Genomic DNA, 18,676 nt, shown 5'->3' with positions numbered 1-18,676 from the left:
CGCGCAACGTGCGTCGCCCGGACCGTGCCATCCGGAATTCGGGGGAAAGCGAATGAGTGTATTGGGGCAGTACGTATTCAACGGGCTGATGCTCGGCATGATCTACGCGATGGTCGCCGTGGGGTTCACGTTGTTCTTTGGCGTGCTCGACGTGATCAAGTTCTCGCACGGCGACGTGCTGATGGTGGGCGCGTTCGCCGGCCTGGCCGCCTCGGCAGGCGTGGTGGCGCTGCATGTGGAGTCGCCGCTGCTGCAGTTGCTGGCCGTGGTGGTATGCGCGGTGGTGGTGACCGGCCTGCTCGGTGCCGGCATTGCGCGATTGCTCATCCTGCCGCTGCGCCGCGCGCCGCCGCTCAACACGCTGCTGGCCACGCTGATGCTGGGCACGGTGCTGCGTGAAGCCGTGCGCCTGTTCTACCCCGATGGCTCGAACCCGAAGCCGTTTCCGGCCTTGCTGCCAAGCGGCCAGTTCTCGCTCGGCGCACTGACGCTGCGCGTGGACAACCTGATCCTGCTGGCCGCCGGCGTAGCCATCATCATCGGCGTACACCTGCTGATCACCCGCACGCGCTTCGGCATGGCCATCCGCGCCGTGGCGCAGGACGGCGAGACCGCACGGCTGATGGGTATCAACTTCGAAGTGGTGGTGCTGGCCACGTTCGCGCTGGGCTCGGCCATGGCCGCGCTGGCCGGTGTGATGAACGGCCTCTACTACAACGAAATCAATTTCAATGTGGGTCTGCTGCTCGGCGTGATCGGCTTTGCCGCCGCCATTCTCGGCGGACTGGGCAACCTCTACGGCGCCATCCTGGGCGGCTTCCTGTTTGCGGCACTGCAGGTGCTCGGCAGTGCCCTGCTGCCTGCACTGGTACCCGACATTCCCAGCGCCTACAAGGACGTGTTCGCCTTTGCCGTGGTCATCGTGCTGATGGCCTTCAAACCGACCGGACTCATCGCGGAGAAAGCCAGTGAACGTGTCTGACAACGTCTCTCAACCGATCACGCCAGCCGCCACGCAGGCTGGCGGCCTGCGCCGTCCGGGCACCGTGCTCGCCATGGCTGCCGTGGTCCTGGTGGCCTACCTGTACTTTTTCCTGCATGCTGAATCGCAGATCGCCGTTGGCGTGCTGCTGGCCGTGGCCGTGGTGGCATTGTTCGCAGCCGGAAAGCTGGGGCTGGTGAAAACCGTCGAACAAGCCGCCGCACATCGCCCCGGGCAATCGCGCCTCTGGGCACTGGGCGGTACGCTCGCACTGATCGTGCTGTTCCACGAGAGCCACTTCGTGCTGCTGATGCTGTGCGCCGTGCTGCTCTACACCACGGCATGCCTGGGCCTGACCGTGCAGTTCGGCTTTGCCGGTGTTTCGAACTTTGCCGGTGCAGCGTTCTTCGGTATCGGCGCCTACACCACGGCCGTACTGGCTGCGCACACGCCAATCCCGCATCTGCTGGTGATCGCCCTCTCGGGCATCGCGGCAGCGGTGATCGGCTCGCTGCTGATCGCGCCGGTGCTGCGTACACGCGGACACTACGCCGCGCTGGTGACCATTGCGTTCGGCATCCTGTTCAAGACCTTCCTCGAAGTCAACGACGTGCTCGGCGGCCCGCAAGGTTTGCAGGTGCCCGGCATGACGCTGTTCGGCTTCCAGTTCAACGAGGGCGTGACGCTGTTTGGCGTCGACATCTCGTTTTATGCGAGCTACGCGCTGCTGAGTCTGCTGATCTGCGCCGGTACGTTCGCAATCGTCAAGGCGCTGGAACGGTCGTGGGTGGGCCTGGCCATGGACGTGGTGCGCACCGATGAAACCGCTGCGGCCACGTTCGGCCTGCATATCGCGCGCTGGAAGGTCATCGCCTTCATGCTCGGCAACTTCTTTGCCGGGGTGGCCGGCAGTGTCTACGGCATGGTCACCGCGTTCGTGGCGCCCAACAACTTCACGTTCGCCGACTCGCTGCTGATGCTGTCGATCGTGATTCTGGGCGGCCTTGGCAATGTGGTGGGCCTGGTGCCCGCCGCCATCATCGTGCTGGTGCTGCCAGAGAAGCTGCAGTTCATCCAGGAATACCGCTTCCTGTTCTACGCGGCGCTGGTCATCGTGATCCTGTTGTTCCGCCCTGATGGCCTGATGCCCCGCAAGACGCGGCTGTTCTTCCCGCGAAAGGATGCGCAATGAGCCACGCAATGATCGAGGTACGCGACCTGACGATGCGCTTTGGTGGGCTGACCGCGCTGGACAAGCTGCAGTTGGAGATCCATCGCGGCGAGATCCTTGGCCTGCTGGGGCCCAACGGCTCCGGCAAGACTACGTTCTTCAATGTCCTGACCGGCATCTACAAGGCCACCGCAGGCACCATCACGCACGACGGCGAGCAGGTCATCGGCAAGACGCCGCAGCAGATCTACCGCAGCGGCGTGGCGCGCACGTTCCAGCGCTCGCGGCTATCGCTGCCGCTGACCGTGTTCGACAACATCGTGATCGGCGACTACCAGAACATGAGCCACGGTCTTGTGTTCAACCTGTTCCGCCGCAAGGCGTTCAAGGCCGAATACGACCGCTATGTGGAATCCGTGCTGGAACTGCTGAACATCTTCAGTCCGCCGCTGGCGGCGAGACTGTTCGAACCGGTGGAAACATTCACCATGATCGACCGCCGCCGTATCGAGGTGTGCCGCGCGCTGCTGAGCCGCCCGCGCCTGCTGCTGCTCGACGAACCCTCGGCAGGCATGACGCATGACGAGACCCACGAACTGATGAACGACATCCTGCAGGTGCGGGGCAAGTTGAAGGACCTGTCCGTCGTGCTGATCGAACACGAGATGAACGTGATCGAGCGGATCACGGATCGCTGCATCGTGCTGAACTACGGCAAGAAGATTGCCGAAGGCACCTACGCAGAGATCACCGCCGACCCCGACGTGCAGACCGCCTACCTGGGAGAGGAAGCCGCATGAGCCAGAGTGACACCACACTGCGCGTGGAAGGGCTGACCACGGGCTATGACAAGGTCAACGTGCTGCACGATGTGTCCATCGAGGTGCCGCCGGGCAAGATCACCTGCATCCTCGGCGCCAACGGCGCGGGCAAGAGCACGCTGATCCGTTCGATCCTCGGTCTCACGCCGCCGCGCAAAGGCCGCATCCTGTGGGATGGCGACGACCTCGCGGGCGAGAAGACGCACAACATCATCGCGCGCGGCATTGCGTGCATCCCGGAAGGCCGCAAGGTGTTTCCGCGCATGACCGTCGCCGAAAACCTCGCGCTGGGCGCTTTTCTCGAAGCGAATCCCGCCACGGTGCGCGAACGCATCGCCAATGTCTACGAGATCTTTCCGCGCCTGCGCGAGCGGTCTGGGCAACTCGCGGGCACGATGTCAGGCGGCGAACAGGCGATGGTGTCGATTGGCCGTGGGCTGATGGCACAGCCTCGCCTGCTGGTAATCGACGAGCCTTCGCTCGGCCTCTCGCCGCTGTACGTGAAAGAGAACTTCAAGGTCATCCAGCAGATCAACGCCCTGGGCATGACCGTGCTGCTCGTCGAACAGAACGCGCGCCAGACGCTGGCCATCGCGCACCACGGCTATGTGCTCTCGCAGGGCCGCGTAGTGGCGCAAGGTACGGCGCAGGCGCTGCGCGAGAACGACGAAGTACGCGCAGCGTACTTCGGCTGACCCACGGATTTGAGGCAGACGATCATGGACGATTTTCTCGATTTTCCGGTGCGCACGCTGGCCACGATGATCGCGCAGCGCGATCTCACGGCGGAGGCTGTGACACGCGCGGCGCTGGCCCGCATCGCGTCGCTGGAGCCGGGCATCCTGGCATGGCAACACGTGGGCACCGATGCCGCGATTGCGCAGGCACGGGCCAACGACACCGTAGGCGGCACTGCCGCGCTGCAGGGCGTGCCCATCGGCGTCAAGGACCTGATGGATACGATCGACATGCCCGCGACCTATGGCTCGCCGATCTATCGCGGGCACCGGCCAACCATCGACGCGGCTGCCGTGGCGCTGGCACGCGATGCCGGTGCGGTGATCGTCGGCAAGACGGTCACCACCGAATTCGCCACGTTCCAGCCCGGCCCCACACGCAATCCGCGTGCGCCTGCGGATCGGCCTCATACGCCGGGCGGCTCGTCGAGTGGTTCGGCCGCTGCTGTTGCGGCTGGCATGGTGCCGCTCGCGTTTGGCACACAGACCGCAGGCTCCGTGATTCGCCCCGCTTCGTATTGCGGCGTGGTCGGCTACAAACCCACGCATGCGACCTTGCCGTTGGCTGGCATCAAGCCGCTGTCGCCGAGTCTCGACACCGTGGGCGTGCTCGCGCGCCGTGTGGACGATGCCGCGCTGTTCATCGGTACACTGGCCCGCGATGCATCGATTGCCAACGCGACACTGGCCCAGAAGACAACGCTGCGCATCGGCATCTGCCGCACACCGCACTGGGAGCGCGCTGGCGCCGATGCGCGCGCCGCGCTCGACACCGCGGTGCGCGCACTGGAACGCGCGGGTGCCACCGTCCATGCATTCGACCTCCCCGCTGCCTGCGATGGCCTGACCGAGGCACAGATGGACATCATGGCCTTTGAGGCTGTGGCCGCCTTTGCACCCGAAGCGCGCAATCCATCGGCACAGTTCAGCGCCGCGTTCGTTCGACAGCTCGAAGCCGGGCGTGCCGTATCGGGCGAGCGTTTTCACGCCGCGCTGGCGCTGGCCGAGCGCGCGCGGCTGGCACTGGACGATGCCCTGGCAGGGTTCGACGCCATCCTCGCACCCAGCGCGGAAGGCGAAGCGCCTGCGGGCCTGCAAGCCACGGGCGACCCGATCTTCTGCCGCATGTGGACGCTGCTCGGCACGCCGTGCGTGCATGTGCCGACGGGTACCGGTGTCACGGGCATGCCGGTGGGTGTGACCGTCACCGCCGCGCGCCATGCCGATGCACGCGCACTGGCCGTTGCCCATCAACTTGAGATGTCGCTGCAAGCGCGATAAGCGCCTGCCTTCCACGCATTCCGGAGCACAGATTGAATTTCACCGACTCGCCTTCCGCGCACGCAGAGATTGCAGGTACCGTACAGGATCACGTCGATGCCGCGCGACTGGCCGCATCGTTGGCCGCGCTGGCCCGCTTTGGCGGACGCGATGATGGCGGCGTCTCTCGCGAGACGCTGACCGATATCGACCTTGCCGCACGTCGCCACTTGATCGAACAGGCACGCGCACTCGGCTGTGAAGTCAGTACCGACGATTGCGGCAACCTGTTCTTCCGCCGCCCCGGTCGCGAAGACCTGCCTCCGGTGCTCACCGGCAGCCATGCCGATACCCAACCCGTCGGCGGCAAGTACGACGGCGCCTATGGCGTGTTGGCCGGACTCGAAGTCATCGCGGCACTTAACGCTGCCGGTGTCGAAACCCGGCGACCCATCGAGGTGGTGTCGTGGACCAACGAGGAAGGCAGCCGCTTCGGTCCCGGTGCCATGGGATCGAGTGCATTCGTCGATCCCGGTCGGCTGGCCATCTATCGCGACGCGGTGGATCCGGCTGGCGTGCGCTTTGGCGACGCACTGGATGCCGCGCTCACTGCCAGCGCCGATGTGCCGCGCCTGCCCATGCCGCGCCCGATGGCGGCCTGCGTCGAACTCCATATCGAACAGGGACCGGTACTCGAAGCCGCCAATGTGCCGCTGGGCGTGGTCACCGGCATCCAGGCCGTGCGCTGGTTCCGCGTGGACTGTGCCGGCACGATGGCCCATGCAGGCACCACGCCAATGGCTGTGCGACGCGATGCCATGGCCGTGGCCGTCGCCATCGCACAAGAGCTTTACGCGCTGGCACCGCGCGATGCCGCAGCAGGCAGCAACGAGTTGCGCCTCACGCTGGGCCGCTGGACCGTTGCGCCCAATTCGGTGAACACGATTCCGGGCCATGTGTCGTTCACGGTGGACATGCGTTGCCTCGATGACGCTGCGCTGGACCGCGCCGAAGCCGCACTGCGCGCTGCGTGCGTGCGTCATGCACAGGCGAGCGATGCCGTCACCGTGGAGCGATTCTTCCATCGCACGCCCACGCATTTTCCCCGCACCATGCTCGATGCGATCGAACGCGCGTGCACACGCGCCAGCGAACAGGCGGGCCGGGCCATGCCGATGCGGCTGACATCGGGCGCCTTCCACGACGCCATGTATCTGGCCGACCATTGCCCCACGGCGATGATCTTCGTCCCGAGCAAGGGCGGCATCAGCCACAATGCCGCCGAAGACACCGACGCTACCGAACTGTTCCTCGGGGCGAAGGCACTGGCTTACACTGTCGCGGAACTGGCCTGCCGCTGAAATCCCCGAGGCTCCGGCGCCTGGCCTCCGCCCCCACCGATATCGACCGCATGGCAAAGACCGCGCGCCCCACTCCCGAACCGGCCGACAGCAAGTCGGCCACGCTGACGCTTGGCGTCAAACTGCGCCACGCCCGGCTGGTTGCCGGCTACACGCTGCTGCAACTGGCCGGCAAGGCCGGCTGCTCCGAAAGCCTGATCTCCAAGGTCGAGCGCGGATTGGCCACGCCGTCCTTCACCACGCTGCACCGGCTGGCTGTGGCGCTGGACACCAACATCGGCACGCTGACCAGCGAAGAGGAACCCAACCAGTCGCCCATCCTGCGCAACGGCGAACGCCCCGTCATCCGCGCAGGCGGCGTGGCATTGGAACGCGTGGTATTGCCCAAGCGCGGCGGGCTGCTGCAGGCCAACATCCACATCGTCTGGCCCGGTCAGGCCAGCGACGGGCAGATCGAACATCAGGGCGAGGAAGTGGGCTATGTGCTTGAAGGACACCTTGAACTGATGCTTGGCGACGACATCCACCGGATCGGTCCCGGCGACGCCTTCACGTTTTCCAGTCAGGTGCCGCACGGCTATCGCAATGTTGGCGACGTGGTAGCGCGTGTGCTCTGGGTGAACTCCCCAGCCACGTTCTGAGTATTCCGAGTCCGGACAGATCGATGCGGCGCGGCCGGTATAATCCGCCGCTGCTAGTCATTACCCAACACGCGTTGTCTGGATCTGTCATGCCTCAAACCTGCGCAGCGGTGCCGCGCCTCCGAAACATCGATCGCCGGAACGCCGCGCGAACCCTCCTGAACGCGGCGCTCGCATTGGTCGTCACAGCAAGCGGCCTGGCTACGGCCCCGGCGCTTGCCGATACCAGCTTTCCCGCCAAGCCGATCCGCCTGGTGATTCCGTTCCCGCCGGGCGGCGGTACCGACATCCTGGCGCGCCTTGTGGCCAACCAGGTATCGCAGTCCACCAAGTGGACGTTCGTGCCGGACAACAAACCCGGCGCGGGCGGCACGCTGGGCATCGCGGAAGTCGTACGCGCGGCGCCCACCGGCTACGAACTCGTGATGGGCCAGAAAGACAATCTCGTCGTGGCACCGTGGCTCTACAAGACCGTCTCGTACGTGCCGTCGCGTGACCTGATCGCGATCAGCCACGTTGGCTACACCCCGATCGTCATCGTCACCTCGGCCAATTCGAAGTACAAGACGCTGGCCGATGTGGTGGCCGCCGCGAAGTCGCATCCGGAATCCATCAAGTACGGTTCGCCCGGCAACGGCACCACGATCCACCTGGCCGCCGAGATTTTCAGCCAGGCTGCCGGCATCAAGCTGCTGCACGTGCCATACAAGGGCTCGAACGCCGCGATGATGGACGCCATGGCGGGCAACGTGGACCTGATGGTGGCATCCGTCCCCTCGGCCCTTGCACAAGTGAAGGCCGGCAAGCTGCGCGCGCTGGCCGTGACATCGGCCAGCCGCAGCACGTCGCTGCCCAATGTGCCCACCGTGGCGGAGAGCGGCTACAAGGACGTTGACGTCAGTACCTGGTACGGGATCTTCGCGCCGGCCAAGACGCCGGCCAGCGTGGTGGAACGCATCGGTGCCGAAGTCAACAAGGTACTCGCCACGCCTGAAGTCATCCAGGCCATCCACGACCAGGGCGCCGAGGCCAAGCTCATGACGCCGAAGCAATTCTCCGATCTGGTGGATAGCGACTACCGGAAATGGAAATCCATCGTCGAACGATCGGGCGCACGGGTGGAGTAATTGGGAAGGGCCTGAAATACTGACTGGGCCGGGCGGAAAGAGCGTACAGTCGTCAGATAGACGAACAGGAGCACGCAATGGACAATCACCCGGCCGCCAACAGCAAGGGTTTCGATCTCTATCCGCTGGTCTACAAATGCGAGCCGCCGCGCGAATGGCACGAGCGCCGGCCGGATCGGTCGTACAAGGCTTCCGTGGTGATCTGCCGCGAAGGCGTACAGCCATCCGCAGACAATGGCCGGGTCTTCCACGTTCCCGTGACGCAATGGGGAAACGTAGGCGAAGCCAAGCGCGCAGCCGTGCAGCACGGCTCCGACATCATCGACGGACTGGTGCCCGGCGAGTCGGTGGCAGGACTGTGAGGGCGGGACGATAAAGATGTGCAGGACGACCCGGGCAGGACGCCATCGCCCGGGCTGAAAACGCCGGTCGGCGAATTGCCTAGATACCGAACTCGGGCCCACCGTATTGGGCCAGCAGCGATTCGATCAGCGCCATGTCCTGCGTTTGCGGCGTGCGGTCTTCCACCGCACGCGACGGACCGCAATAGGTAGCGGTGACGTGGCGGCGCACCATCAGCACACCACCTTCTGGCGGGCTCACGTCAACCACGGGCCAGGGAGTATGCCGATAGCTACCGGCAACCCAGCCCGCAGGCGTGAGATGCAATTCTTCCCATTCCTCGCTGGTCGACATTGGCTGCGCCATCAGTTCTTGTGGCGGTAGTTGATGCGGCCCTTTGTCAGGTCGTAGGGCGACATTTCCAGCGTCACGCGATCGCCAGCCAGCACGCGAATGCGATTCTTCTTCAGGCGTCCGGACGAATACGCCCAGACTTCGAAGCCGTTTTCCAGGATCACGCGAAAGCGATTGTCGGGCAGGACTTCAGATACCTTGCCGCCAAATTCCACCAGTTCTTCTTTAGCCAAAAATGCTCCTTGTTGTGGCGGAGCGGGTCAGGGTGCAGCACGCACATGCCTCATGCCCTGGGGCATGCGATGTTCCTTGCTTTCCTGGCAGCCGGTCGCCATTGCAGAAATCAGTGATCGGTGCCGCCTCTCGCCCGAATGGCAAATCGCGAAAACCGAACTGTCGTGAGGGAGGCCTTGCTTGCACAACCGGCGCCGGTATTGGCGAATCGGTTGCGGAGCGGACGCGCCGCTGGGCGGGGTGAGGTTTGCCGGCGACTGTCGCCGTGAACAGACCGGGCACAAGCCCGATCGACCGCTATTGCTCTTCTAGTGATGTTGTCTTGCGGCCGGCGCGCGATGTTCGACACATGTCGATGAAGGGAGCGCTGGCGAATCATACCACCTATGGGGGGAGCCCACCGGCCCCCACCCATTCGTGGCGGCGGCTTCGGCGCGGAACCCAGGCAAATTGTGCAGCCGACCGCACGTGCGTTACCGTAAATTCGCCGAAGCCGTGTTGACAGCCTTTGCGGTTACGGGTATAAAAACTCCCGCAAGATCTTCAAGCAGCAACCCGAAGCACAAGGTGCCAGCCCTCTGTGGCGCCACTTTTCTCCATGTTTCTTCCTTGATCGTCATGCCTCGCTAACAGTTATCGGTTGGCGAGAATCTATTTTTTAAGGAATCCGCACATGGAAACCGGCACTGTTAAGTGGTTCAACGACTCGAAGGGTTTTGGCTTCATCACCCCGGACGCAGGCGGTAACGACCTGTTCGCTCACTTCTCGGAAATCCAGGGCAACGGCTTCAAGTCGCTCCAGGAAGGCCAGAAGGTTCGCTACGTCGCAGGCGTTGGCCAAAAGGGCCCGGCAGCGACCAAGATCGAGCCGATCTAAGTCTCTGAGTCGTACCGCTGTAAGAAAGAATCCCGGCCCTGCCGGGATTTTTTTTCGCCTGTCGATCGATCAGTGCCGTGCGCAGGTCGATCCCCGCGCGCTACCGCCCGAGTTGCCTGACGAAAAGCTCGGCCAGCATGCGTGCCGACGTGCCCAGTGGCATGGCGCGCAGTCGGATCAGGCCCGCCTGCATGGCGGGCGGTAGTGGAGACAGGGCAGAGAAAGCCTGCAGGCCGTTGCTGTAGAGCGGATCGGCCAGCAACCGCGTGGGGCAATAGCCGATCGCATCGGTGCGCCGCATCAGTTCCGTCATCAGCGTTGGCGATGTGCACGCCGTGATCCGGTGCGGCACAGGCAGGCCGCTCGCCCGCAACCATGCCAACAGCGTTTCGCTCTGGCTGCCCGGCGAGAGGTTCAGCGTCCACTGGGCGTCCGCCAATGCGTCCCAGTGCGTCGCGCCGGCCAGCGGATGCCCCACTCTGCCGGCGGGAACGGCGGTCACCGCCAGCAGCGGCTCGAAAGTGAGCTCGGGCGGAAGGTCCTCTGGATCGGCAATGGCAATGGCGAAGTCCAGCCGCCCTTCGATCAGACGCGGAATCAGGTCGGCAAGAAAGCCCTCGCTCAACGACAGTGTCGCGTCGGGCTGCCGAGCCGTGAAAGCCTCCCAGACCCGGGGCAGCACATCGAGCGCCAGCAAAGGCGTGACGGCGGCGGTCACATGCGCGCCGGCCCCACCCTGCAGCGCCCGAATCTCGTCACGCGCCCGTTCCAGAGACGCCAGCGCCAGCCGCGCGTTGGTCAGCAGCACGCGTCCCGCCGCCGTGAAATCCACGCCCTTGTGGCTGCGCACCAGCAGCTCCGTCCCCACATCGTCTTCCAACTCGCGCAACGCCTTGGTCAGCGCGCTCTGGCTGAGATGCAGGCTGCGGGAGGCCGCGCGGATGGTGCCACTTTCGGCAACCTGGACAAGGGCTCGGAGCTGATGCTGGCGCATGGCAAGGACTCGCGGATGTCGGGAGGGGGGGAACACCATGGGTGTTCACCTCGGAAAATATACCGCTAATTGGTTTTCGTCGTGGGCCATATGATGGAGCAGACCAAATCGCTCGCCATTGCCCATGAACCAAGCGACACACGCCACCCTCAGTACTCCCGATGCAGACAGCATGACGGCTTGGCGTCACCAGTTTCATCGCCATCCCGAACTGGGCTTTGAAGAATTTCGGACCAGCGCCTTTGTGGCAGAAAAGCTCAAGGCATGGGGATACGACGTCGTCACAGGCATCGCGGGGACCGGCCTCGTCGGGCGGCTGCGCTTCGGCAATGGCGGTCCCCGCCTCGGTCTGCGTGCCGAGATGGACGCGCTGCCGATCCAGGAAGCCACGGGTCTGCCATGGGCCAGCGAGGTGCCCGGCAAGATGCACGGATGCGGACACGACGGCCACACGGCCATGCTGCTGGGCGCGGCGCAGCGTCTGGCAGCCATGCAGCAACAGGGCGTGGACTGGAACGGCACGCTGCACCTGATCTTCCAGCCGGCGGAGGAGCTGGGCGGCGCTGGTGGAGCGCGGCGGATGATGGACGAAGGTCTGTTCGACAACTTTCCGTGCGATGCCGTGTTCGCCATGCACAACTACCCGGGACGCCCGGTGGGACGCTTCTATGTGAGAGATGGCGCGTTCATGGCTTCATCCGATCGTGCAGTGATTACCTTCCACGGCGTCGGCGGCCACGGCGCCATGCCGCAACTGGCGGCCGATCCGACCATTGCCGCCGCGTCGACCGTGATGGCGCTGCAAAGCATCGTCGCGCGCAATGTCGATCCGCAGGCCGCCGCCGTCATTACCGTGGGGCGCCTTGAGGCGGGCACCACGTACAACATCATCCCGGAGTCCGCCGAACTGGAACTCAGCATCCGGGCCTTGCAGCCGGACGTGCGCGCGCTACTCGAGCGGCGCATCCACGAGGTAGCTGCCGGCCAGGCTTCGACGTTCGGGCTGCGGCATACCGTCATCTATGAACGCGGCTATCCCGTGCTGGTGAACACCGGGCCAGAGACAGCGCTCGCCGTGAAGGTCGCGCGCAAGCTGTACGGCGACGATTGCGTCGATGACGATGCCACGCCGCTCTGCGCCAGCGAAGACTTCGCCTACATGCTGGCGGAGCGGCCCGGCTGCTACCTGATGATCGGCAATGGCGACAATGGCCACGCGGCCGGTGTGCCGACCGGCCCGTGCAGCGTGCACAACCCTTCCTACGATTTCAACGACCGCTGCCTGGATACGGGCGCGGCATTCTGGGTGGCACTTGCCACCGAATTCTTCCACCCCACCGCCTGACTGCCATGAACCCGATTCGCCGAATGCTTGCCCGCTGCACGTTTGCCGCTGTCGCCACGGTTGGCCTGTTCGCCACACCCGGCGCGAGCGCGGCGGACGCGTATCCCTCCAGACCGGTGGTGCTGATGGTGCCGTATCCGGCTGGCGGACTCTCCGATGCGATTGCACGCAGCATGAACGCGCGCCTCTCGAAGGCGCTGGGCCAGCCCGTGGTGATCGAGAACCTGGGCGGCGTCAGCGGCGCCATGGCGGCACAGAAGGTATTGAACGCGCCTGCCGACGGCTACATGATCTTCCTCGGCTCGCCCAACGAGGTCATCCTTGCGCCGCTCTCGAACGCGGCGGTCAAGCTGCGCACCGAAGACTTCCGGCTGCTGGCGCCGGTAACCGTCAACCGGCTGGTGATGGTGGCGCGGCCCGACCTGCCGGCGCGCACAGTCGATGAGGTCATCGCGCTCGCCAAGGCCAATCCTGCCAAGCCGCTGACGTATGGCAGCGTCGGCCCAGGTTCGATGTATCACCTTGTGACCGAAGACATGGCAACGCGTACACACATCGGCGTCAGCCATATCCCGTACAAAGGCATGGCACCGCTCGTCCAGGACCTGGCCGGGAAGAATGTCGATTTCGCGATCCTTCCTTATGCCACCAGTTTCCGTGGCCTGGCAGACCAGGGCAGGCTGAAACTCGTAGGCTGGGCGGGAAACAGCCGCAGCAAGACCGATCCGGCCATTCCGGCCTTCGGTGAAGGCACGCAGTTGAAGGATTTCGACCAGGCAACCTGGGCCGGGATCATGGTCAAACAGGGCACGCCGGAAGCGGTGGTCACGCGCCTGCATCAGGCCCTCGTCGAGACGCTGCAAGATCCGCAGGTAGCCAGCGGCCTGGAAGCAACGGGCGCGGAAGTGGCCAAGCCAAGCTCCCTGGCAGACGCCCAGCGCTTCCTGCAGGCGGAGACCGGAAAATTCCGCGCTATGGCGAAGCGGATCAATCTGCAGCCGCAATAAGCGCTTCCGGACCGAGCATCTCGCGCTCAGGGTCCGCGCAGTTCAGTCAGGCTCTTTCCCGTCCAGCGCTTGAGCGCGCGACGAAAATTCGCGGTGTCGCTGAAGCCCAGCAGCATCGCGATATCGTCGCCGCTCATCCTGGTCGTCTTCAGGTATTCCGTCGCCAGCGAGCGCCGGACGTCATCGACAATGGCGACGAATGAAGTGCCCTCCGCATCCAGCCGTCGACGCAACGTCCGGCTTGTCATATTGAATGCGCTCGCAACCGCCTCCATCGACGGAAACTCTCCGGGGCTGCGCATCAGGAACTGGTAGACCTCGCCCGACGCACCGATCGATGTCTTGGCTTGCCCGATCAGCCGGTCGCAGGTTTCCTGCAGCAATGCCGCGGTGTGCAGGTGCGCGAGTTGCGGCTTGTGGTCAAGGATCGCGCTGTCGTAGATGAGTTCGCAAGCCTGCTGGTCGAAGGCGCAGGGGCAGCACAGGTATTCCTCGTAGATGGCAGCGTAGTGCGGCGCCGGATAGGCGAAATTTGCCTGCACAGGCGGGCAACTCTTCCCGGCCACGTCCTGCAAGTGCGTGACGTGCTGCGTGAACTGCTGCTCCAGCAGGAACTGCTGGACTTCACGGGATTGATTCGACGCGAAGGCATCGGGAAACGTCCACACGCCCCGGTCTGGGTACTCCGTCCAGGCGATGGTCAGCGTGGGTGTGGCAAGGCGATGGTATTTGACCCCGAGCCTGAAATAGTCGCGCAGCGACAGGCACGACATCAGCGCGTAGCCATACATCCCGTAGGCGGACAGATGCAGCCGGGACCCCGTCCGGAAAGGTGTCGCAGGGTCGGACGACAACGCCACGGCATTGCTGCAGACGGCGGCGTACTGTCGCACGGAAGTCAGCACCGCGGCATCGTAGATCTCATCCGGTTCGATGCCGGACCCTTTCAAACTGTCGACGGGTTCGATGCCTTGCTCGGCCAGCACCTCGACCAATGCCGCGATCTTGTACGGCGCGTGCACGCGCTCATTGGGAAGCGATAGTTTCGACGTCACGGCTTTGTTCCAGTTTGTCCTGCAAGGACTCCCTCTTGTCCGGAAATGACCTTACGGGGCGCATCCTATCTCACTACTATCCGTATCACAAGATTCGGGCGAGCGCGGACTGGCGCCGCCCGAAGGACACTGGAGACAAGCCTTGAGCAGCAACCGCAAAGTCATCATTTCCTGCGCCGTGACGGGCTCGGCACACGTACCGTCGATGTCGGAATACCTGCCCATCACGCCTGCCGAGATCCGCGCCCAAGCACTGGAAGCGGCGCAAGCCGGCGCGGCCATCCTGCATCTGCACGCGCGCAACCCGTCGGACGGCCGCCCCACCCCGAAACCGGAAGTCTTCCGGGAGTTCGTGCCCGATATCGCGCGTGAAACCGACGCGGTCATCAACATTTCCACCGGCGGCAGCACGCGCATGTCACTCGACGAGCGACTGGCCTATGCGCGCGTCGCCCGCCCGGAGATGTGCTCGCTGAACATGGGTTCGATGAACTTCTCGCTGCATCCGGTTGCCGAGAAGATGACGTCATGGCGCTTCGACTGGGAGAAGGAGTATGTCGAAGGCATGGAGGACATGATCTTCCGCAACACGTTCCGGGACATCAAGAACATCCTGACCGAGTTCCGCGACCACGGCACACGCTTCGAATTCGAGTGCTACGACGTGGGCCACCTCTACAATCTCGCCCACTTCATCGACGCGGGCCTGATCCAGCCGCCGTTCTTCATCCAGTCTGTGTTCGGCATCCTGGGTGGTATCGGCGCGGACCCCGAGAACCTGTCCCTGATGCGTGGCACGGCCGACAGGCTTTTCGGCCGCGAGAACTATCACTTCTCGATACTCGGCGCAGGCCGCCACCAGATGCCGCTCGTCACCATGGGCGCCATCCTCGGTGGAAACGTGCGCGTGGGCCTGGAGGACAGCGTCTACCTGTCCAAGGGCGTAAAGGCGAAGAGCAACGCGGAACAGGTTCGCAAGATCCGACGAATCCTCGAGGAGCTTTCCTTCGAGATCGCCACGCCCGCCGAGGCACGGCAAATGCTGGGCCTCAAAGGCAGGGACGCCGTTTCGTTCTAATCATCCTGCTTCATTTCTATCGTCCCATGCGCAAGGCCGGACGCCTGCTACCAGCATCCGGCCATAACAACAAAAGCCATGGGATCCACACCGGAGACAACTCATGACAACGAACACCGCTGAGCGCAGTGCCGATGGCCTGCATGCGCGCGCCACGCGCAAAGCCATGCTGCGACTCATCCCGATCCTGTGCGGGATCTACTTCCTCTCGTTCATCGATCGAACCAATGTGGCGCTGGCCAAGGCCCATCTGGCAGCAGACCTCGGCATCAGCGCCGCCGCGTATGGGCTGGGGGCCGGCATTTTCTTCCTGGGCTACGCGCTGCTGGAAGTGCCCAGCAACCTCATCGCGCATCGCATCGGACCGCGCCGCTGGATCGCGCGCATCGCGGTCACCTGGGGCGCATTGTCGGCGGGCATGATGTTCGTGCAGGGGGAATGGTCGTTCTATGCGCTGCGTGTGCTGCTTGGCATCGCGGAAGCGGGCCTGTTCCCGGCGCTGATGTATATGGTCACGCTGTGGTTCGCGCCCAAGGATCGCGCGGTTGCGGTCGGCTGGATCTATACGGCCCCGGCGGTGGCGCTCATCATCGGCAATCCCATCGGCATCGGCCTCATGCAACTCGACGGTCTTGGCGGACTGCATGGATGGCAATGGATGTTCCTGCTCGAAGGGCTGCCTACCGTGGTCATCGGCTGCATCCTCTATTTCATCCTGCCCGATCGGCCGACCGATGTGAAATGGCTGACGCCAGAAGAAAGCCGTTCGCTGGAGGCACATGCCGTGATCGACGCGCATGGCCACGCCCATCTGTTCTCCGGCGACTGGGTGTCGGCGCTCAAGAGACCCACCACGCTCTGCATCAGCCTGATTTACTTCCTGAACCAGATTGCGTTTGTAGGACTGTACTTCTTCACGCCTTCCATCGTCTCGCAGATGAACGTGAAGTCTCCGGTGCTGATCGCCATCCTGTCGAGCAGCGTGGGCTTTGGCTTTCTGATTGGCGTCTTGCTGCTGCCGCGCATCCATCGCCGGATGCACAGCGACTGTGTCTACCTCGGCATCCTGACCATGGGAGTGGTCGTGGCAGCTTCCGCATTTATCTCCACGTCGAATGAGAGCGCGCAGATCGCACTGCTGGCAGCGGCAGGATTCTTCGGCGGCGGCGTGTTGCCGTCCTACTGGTCCATCGCCATGAAGCGTCTGCACGGCGTTCAGGCGGCCGCCGGGCTGGCGTTCATCAATACCATCGGTCTGCTCGGCGGATTTGTCGGACCCTACCTGTTTGGCCTCGCCGAGACCGCGACCGGCAAGAGTTCCAGCGGCTTCTACGTGATCCTGGCTGCCGCAGTACTCGGCCTTGTCATGATCCCGATGCTCGCCCGCGCCATCCGTACCGAAGGCCAGCCGCTCGTTTCCAGCGACGCGGCGGCGGAACGTCGAGGCTCCGAGTCACACCCGATTACCAAGGCTAACGCCTGACACTTGGCAAGCAGCACGAAAGAGAGGCAGTCATGAAGCTAGCAGGAAAGGTCGCCATCATCACGGGCGCGGCACAGGGAATCGGCGCGGCAACTGCGCGAAAGTTTGCGCAGGAAGGCGCCATTGTCGTGCTATGCGACCTCAAGCAGGATGCCGTGGGCGAGGTGGTCGCTGCCTGTCGGGAAGACGGCGCGACCGCCATCGGATTCGGCCTGGACGTGGCGAATCCCGTCGCCGTATCCGACATGGTTGCAGAAGTGGTCGCCCAGTTCGGACGCGTGGATATCCTGGTGAACAACGCCGGCATTACGCGCGATGCCAAGCTCCAAAAGATGACGACCCAGCAGTTCGATGACGTCATCGACGTCAATCTCCGCAGCGTATTCCATGTCACGCAGGCGGTGGTGGACGGCATGGTGGAGCGCGGTTCGGGCGTCATCCTCAATGCCAGTTCCGTGGTGGGCCTCTATGGCAATTTCGGTCAGACAAACTACGCCGCCGCCAAGTTTGGCGTCATCGGCTTCACCAAGACTTGGAGCCGCGAACTGGGGCCGAAGGGCATCCGCGTGAACGCCGTGGCGCCGGGCTTCATCGAGACGCCCATCCTGTCCACCGTGCCCGACGAGGTCCTGGAAAAGATGCGCCATCAGGTGCCGTTGCGTAGATTGGGAAAGCCGGAAGAAATCGCTAATATCTACGCCTTCCTTGCCAGCCCTGACGCAAGCTATATCAACGGCGCCGTCATCGAAGCATCCGGTGGCATGACGCTCTGATTGCGTGCCCTACAACATGAGGAGACACATATGAACGCACTGGCACTGCTACGGCCACGCCCTGGTCTGCGTGTGCTAATCACGGGCGGCGGCTCCGGCATTGGTGCCGGCATCGCCGAAGCCTTTCTCCAGGCCGAGGCCAACGTCTACGTCTGCGACGTCGACGGCGCCGCGCTCGAATCGCTGAAAGCGGCGAACCGCACGTTGCACACGGGCATCGCCGATGTCGGCAAACGGGAGGACGTTGACCGCATCGTGGCCGATGCCGGCGCCAGGCTGGGCGGTATCGATATTCTCGTGAACAACGCTGGGATTGCCGGGCCAACCGGTGGCGTCGAAACCATCGACCCGCAGGATTGGGAACGCACCGTCACAACGAACCTGCACAGCCAGTTCAACTTTGTGCGCGGGGTCGTACCGTTGATGAAGCAGACCTCGGACTGCCCCGGCATCATCGCCATGTCGTCCGTCGCAGGCCGTCTCGGATACGCCTACCGTACGCCCTACGCCGCAACGAAATGGGCCATTGTCGGCATGGTGAAATCACTGGCCATCGAACTCGGACCCAGCAACGTCCGCGTCAACGCCATCCTGCCCGGCGTGGTGCAAGGCGAGCGCATGGACCGCGTCATCGCAGCGCGAGCCGATTCGCTCGGTATCGGCTTCGACGCGATGCGCGAACAGTATCTCCAGAAAATCTCGCTTCGCCGCATGGTGACCGTGGAAGACATCGCAGCCATGACGCTGTTTCTGGCATCGCCCGCTGCACACAACGTTTCCGGACAGGCCATCAGTGTCGATGGCAATGTGGAATATCTCTGATCCCGTGCCGAAGAATTGCGCGATGAATTAGCCCCTTCCTATCGATTCAATAAATTTGAACAACTATGACAGCGAACCCCTGTTTTTCTCCGACGGGGCGACCGCTATAGTTCAGCACATGGACAGCGCAGCAACGCAACGAAGCAAAACAAAGCGAAGCCAGCGCTGCCCGATAAAACCTCAAACTTATTGAACACCTTTTTATACCGGAG

20 protein-coding genes are annotated in these 18,676 nt (G+C 63.8%); 16 read left to right on the top strand and 4 right to left on the bottom strand.

The genetic code is table 11. The annotated features are described in order from the left end of the window. The first annotated feature begins 52 nt into the window (after positions 1 to 52). The 9 genes from ABDB81_RS28655 (at position 53) to ABDB81_RS28615 (ending at position 8,462) form a co-directional block, all read left to right on the top strand. The gene (locus ABDB81_RS28655) at positions 53 to 982 is read left to right on the top strand and encodes a branched-chain amino acid ABC transporter permease (RefSeq protein WP_137926602.1); all 930 of its coding nucleotides are present in this window, start codon (positions 53 to 55) and stop codon (positions 980 to 982) included. Continuing rightward, the gene (locus ABDB81_RS28650) at positions 969 to 2,174 is read left to right on the top strand and encodes a branched-chain amino acid ABC transporter permease (RefSeq protein ID WP_346814221.1); all 1,206 of its coding nucleotides are present in this window, start codon (positions 969 to 971) and stop codon (positions 2,172 to 2,174) included. Before ABDB81_RS28655 ends, ABDB81_RS28650 begins: the two co-directional genes overlap by 14 nt. Beyond that, positions 2,171 to 2,953, top strand: a complete 783-nt coding sequence (locus ABDB81_RS28645; RefSeq protein ID WP_137926604.1) for an ATP-binding cassette domain-containing protein — start codon at positions 2,171 to 2,173, stop codon at positions 2,951 to 2,953. Before ABDB81_RS28650 ends, ABDB81_RS28645 begins: the two co-directional genes overlap by 4 nt. After that, the gene (locus tag ABDB81_RS28640; protein ID WP_137926605.1) at positions 2,950 to 3,669 is read left to right on the top strand and encodes an ABC transporter ATP-binding protein; all 720 of its coding nucleotides are present in this window, start codon (positions 2,950 to 2,952) and stop codon (positions 3,667 to 3,669) included. The genes ABDB81_RS28645 and ABDB81_RS28640 overlap by 4 nt, the downstream gene beginning before the upstream one ends. A gap of 24 nt (positions 3,670 to 3,693) precedes the next feature. Further along, positions 3,694 to 4,992 (top strand): amidase, encoded by a 1,299-nt coding sequence (locus ABDB81_RS28635; protein WP_346814220.1) that lies wholly within the window; start codon positions 3,694 to 3,696, stop codon positions 4,990 to 4,992. Positions 4,993 to 5,024: 32 nt separating this feature from the next. Then, entirely contained in the window at positions 5,025 to 6,332 is a 1,308-nt protein-coding gene (locus ABDB81_RS28630) for a M20 family metallo-hydrolase (protein ID WP_346814219.1), read from the top strand. A 50-nt stretch (positions 6,333 to 6,382) separates the two neighbouring features. Beyond that, the gene (locus ABDB81_RS28625; protein WP_137926608.1) at positions 6,383 to 6,973 is read left to right on the top strand and encodes an XRE family transcriptional regulator; all 591 of its coding nucleotides are present in this window, start codon (positions 6,383 to 6,385) and stop codon (positions 6,971 to 6,973) included. A gap of 89 nt (positions 6,974 to 7,062) precedes the next feature. Continuing rightward, complete coding sequence (locus tag ABDB81_RS28620; RefSeq protein ID WP_160474528.1) at positions 7,063 to 8,100, top strand: tripartite tricarboxylate transporter substrate binding protein; 1,038 nt, start codon at positions 7,063 to 7,065, stop codon at positions 8,098 to 8,100. A gap of 77 nt (positions 8,101 to 8,177) precedes the next feature. Continuing rightward, on the top strand, positions 8,178 to 8,462 hold the full coding sequence (locus tag ABDB81_RS28615) for a hypothetical protein (RefSeq protein ID WP_137926610.1): 285 nt from the start codon (positions 8,178 to 8,180) through the stop codon (positions 8,460 to 8,462). 79 nt (positions 8,463 to 8,541) lie between these two features. Here the strand turns inward: ABDB81_RS28615 and ABDB81_RS28610 are convergent, their stop codons facing one another. Both ABDB81_RS28610 and infA read right to left on the bottom strand, forming a co-directional pair. Then, complete coding sequence (locus tag ABDB81_RS28610; RefSeq protein WP_137926638.1) at positions 8,542 to 8,796, bottom strand: translation initiation factor 1; 255 nt, start codon at positions 8,794 to 8,796, stop codon at positions 8,542 to 8,544. Positions 8,797 to 8,807: 11 nt separating this feature from the next. Next, entirely contained in the window at positions 8,808 to 9,029 is a 222-nt protein-coding gene (infA, locus tag ABDB81_RS28605) for a translation initiation factor IF-1 (RefSeq protein ID WP_101682497.1), read from the bottom strand. Positions 9,030 to 9,703: 674 nt separating this feature from the next. Between infA and ABDB81_RS28600 the strand changes: the two genes are divergently transcribed. Then, the gene (locus ABDB81_RS28600) at positions 9,704 to 9,907 is read left to right on the top strand and encodes a cold-shock protein (protein ID WP_010812830.1); all 204 of its coding nucleotides are present in this window, start codon (positions 9,704 to 9,706) and stop codon (positions 9,905 to 9,907) included. Positions 9,908 to 10,007: 100 nt separating this feature from the next. On the opposite strand, the gene ABDB81_RS28595 is transcribed toward ABDB81_RS28600, so the two are convergent. Next, positions 10,008 to 10,901 carry a LysR substrate-binding domain-containing protein gene (locus ABDB81_RS28595; protein ID WP_160474777.1) on the bottom strand — a complete coding sequence of 298 codons (894 nt, stop codon included), beginning with the start codon at positions 10,899 to 10,901 and terminating at the stop codon, positions 10,008 to 10,010. A 124-nt stretch (positions 10,902 to 11,025) separates the two neighbouring features. Between ABDB81_RS28595 and ABDB81_RS28590 the strand changes: the two genes are divergently transcribed. Together ABDB81_RS28590 and ABDB81_RS28585 are read left to right on the top strand one after the other, a co-directional pair. Beyond that, complete coding sequence (locus ABDB81_RS28590) at positions 11,026 to 12,246, top strand: M20 aminoacylase family protein (RefSeq protein WP_346814218.1); 1,221 nt, start codon at positions 11,026 to 11,028, stop codon at positions 12,244 to 12,246. A gap of 23 nt (positions 12,247 to 12,269) precedes the next feature. Further along, on the top strand, positions 12,270 to 13,253 hold the full coding sequence (locus ABDB81_RS28585) for a tripartite tricarboxylate transporter substrate binding protein (RefSeq protein ID WP_346814217.1): 984 nt from the start codon (positions 12,270 to 12,272) through the stop codon (positions 13,251 to 13,253). A gap of 26 nt (positions 13,254 to 13,279) precedes the next feature. Here the strand turns inward: ABDB81_RS28585 and ABDB81_RS28580 are convergent, their stop codons facing one another. Next, the gene (locus tag ABDB81_RS28580) at positions 13,280 to 14,308 is read right to left on the bottom strand and encodes an AraC family transcriptional regulator (RefSeq protein WP_137926613.1); all 1,029 of its coding nucleotides are present in this window, start codon (positions 14,306 to 14,308) and stop codon (positions 13,280 to 13,282) included. Between the two features lie 142 nt (positions 14,309 to 14,450). Between ABDB81_RS28580 and ABDB81_RS28575 the strand changes: the two genes are divergently transcribed. The 4 genes from ABDB81_RS28575 (at position 14,451) to ABDB81_RS28560 (ending at position 18,464) form a co-directional block, all read left to right on the top strand. Then, positions 14,451 to 15,386, top strand: a complete 936-nt coding sequence (locus tag ABDB81_RS28575) for a 3-keto-5-aminohexanoate cleavage protein (RefSeq protein ID WP_346814216.1) — start codon at positions 14,451 to 14,453, stop codon at positions 15,384 to 15,386. Positions 15,387 to 15,489: 103 nt separating this feature from the next. Beyond that, positions 15,490 to 16,869, top strand: coding sequence for an MFS transporter (locus tag ABDB81_RS28570; RefSeq protein ID WP_346814215.1), 1,380 nt, complete (start codon positions 15,490 to 15,492; stop codon positions 16,867 to 16,869). A 32-nt stretch (positions 16,870 to 16,901) separates the two neighbouring features. Beyond that, positions 16,902 to 17,642 (top strand): 3-oxoacyl-ACP reductase FabG, encoded by a 741-nt coding sequence (gene fabG, locus ABDB81_RS28565; protein ID WP_346814214.1) that lies wholly within the window; start codon positions 16,902 to 16,904, stop codon positions 17,640 to 17,642. Positions 17,643 to 17,672: 30 nt separating this feature from the next. After that, on the top strand, positions 17,673 to 18,464 hold the full coding sequence (locus ABDB81_RS28560) for an SDR family oxidoreductase (RefSeq protein WP_346814213.1): 792 nt from the start codon (positions 17,673 to 17,675) through the stop codon (positions 18,462 to 18,464). Positions 18,465 to 18,676: the final 212 nt, after the last annotated feature.

The organism is Cupriavidus sp. DL-D2 (assembly GCF_039710735.1).
Lineage (GTDB): Bacteria > Pseudomonadota > Gammaproteobacteria > Burkholderiales > Burkholderiaceae > Cupriavidus.
The sequence above is the reverse complement of the archived record's forward strand: the minus strand, read 5'-3'. Positions and strand labels throughout refer to the sequence as shown.

Coding starts and splice junctions, on each gene's coding strand:
- ABDB81_RS28655 (WP_137926602.1), top strand. CDS start 53: ATGAGTGTATTGGGGCAGTACGTATTCAACGGGCTGATGCTCGGCATG.
- ABDB81_RS28645 (WP_137926604.1), top strand. CDS start 2,171: ATGAGCCACGCAATGATCGAGGTACGCGACCTGACGATGCGCTTTGGT.
- ABDB81_RS28640 (WP_137926605.1), top strand. CDS start 2,950: ATGAGCCAGAGTGACACCACACTGCGCGTGGAAGGGCTGACCACGGGC.
- ABDB81_RS28635 (WP_346814220.1), top strand. CDS start 3,694: ATGGACGATTTTCTCGATTTTCCGGTGCGCACGCTGGCCACGATGATC.
- ABDB81_RS28625 (WP_137926608.1), top strand. CDS start 6,383: ATGGCAAAGACCGCGCGCCCCACTCCCGAACCGGCCGACAGCAAGTCG.
- ABDB81_RS28620 (WP_160474528.1), top strand. CDS start 7,063: ATGCCTCAAACCTGCGCAGCGGTGCCGCGCCTCCGAAACATCGATCGC.
- ABDB81_RS28615 (WP_137926610.1), top strand. CDS start 8,178: ATGGACAATCACCCGGCCGCCAACAGCAAGGGTTTCGATCTCTATCCG.
- ABDB81_RS28610 (WP_137926638.1), bottom strand. CDS start 8,796: ATGTCGACCAGCGAGGAATGGGAAGAATTGCATCTCACGCCTGCGGGC.
- ABDB81_RS28600 (WP_010812830.1), top strand. CDS start 9,704: ATGGAAACCGGCACTGTTAAGTGGTTCAACGACTCGAAGGGTTTTGGC.
- ABDB81_RS28595 (WP_160474777.1), bottom strand. CDS start 10,901: ATGCGCCAGCATCAGCTCCGAGCCCTTGTCCAGGTTGCCGAAAGTGGC.
- ABDB81_RS28590 (WP_346814218.1), top strand. CDS start 11,026: ATGAACCAAGCGACACACGCCACCCTCAGTACTCCCGATGCAGACAGC.
- ABDB81_RS28585 (WP_346814217.1), top strand. CDS start 12,270: ATGCTTGCCCGCTGCACGTTTGCCGCTGTCGCCACGGTTGGCCTGTTC.
- ABDB81_RS28570 (WP_346814215.1), top strand. CDS start 15,490: ATGACAACGAACACCGCTGAGCGCAGTGCCGATGGCCTGCATGCGCGC.
- fabG (WP_346814214.1), top strand. CDS start 16,902: ATGAAGCTAGCAGGAAAGGTCGCCATCATCACGGGCGCGGCACAGGGA.
- ABDB81_RS28560 (WP_346814213.1), top strand. CDS start 17,673: ATGAACGCACTGGCACTGCTACGGCCACGCCCTGGTCTGCGTGTGCTA.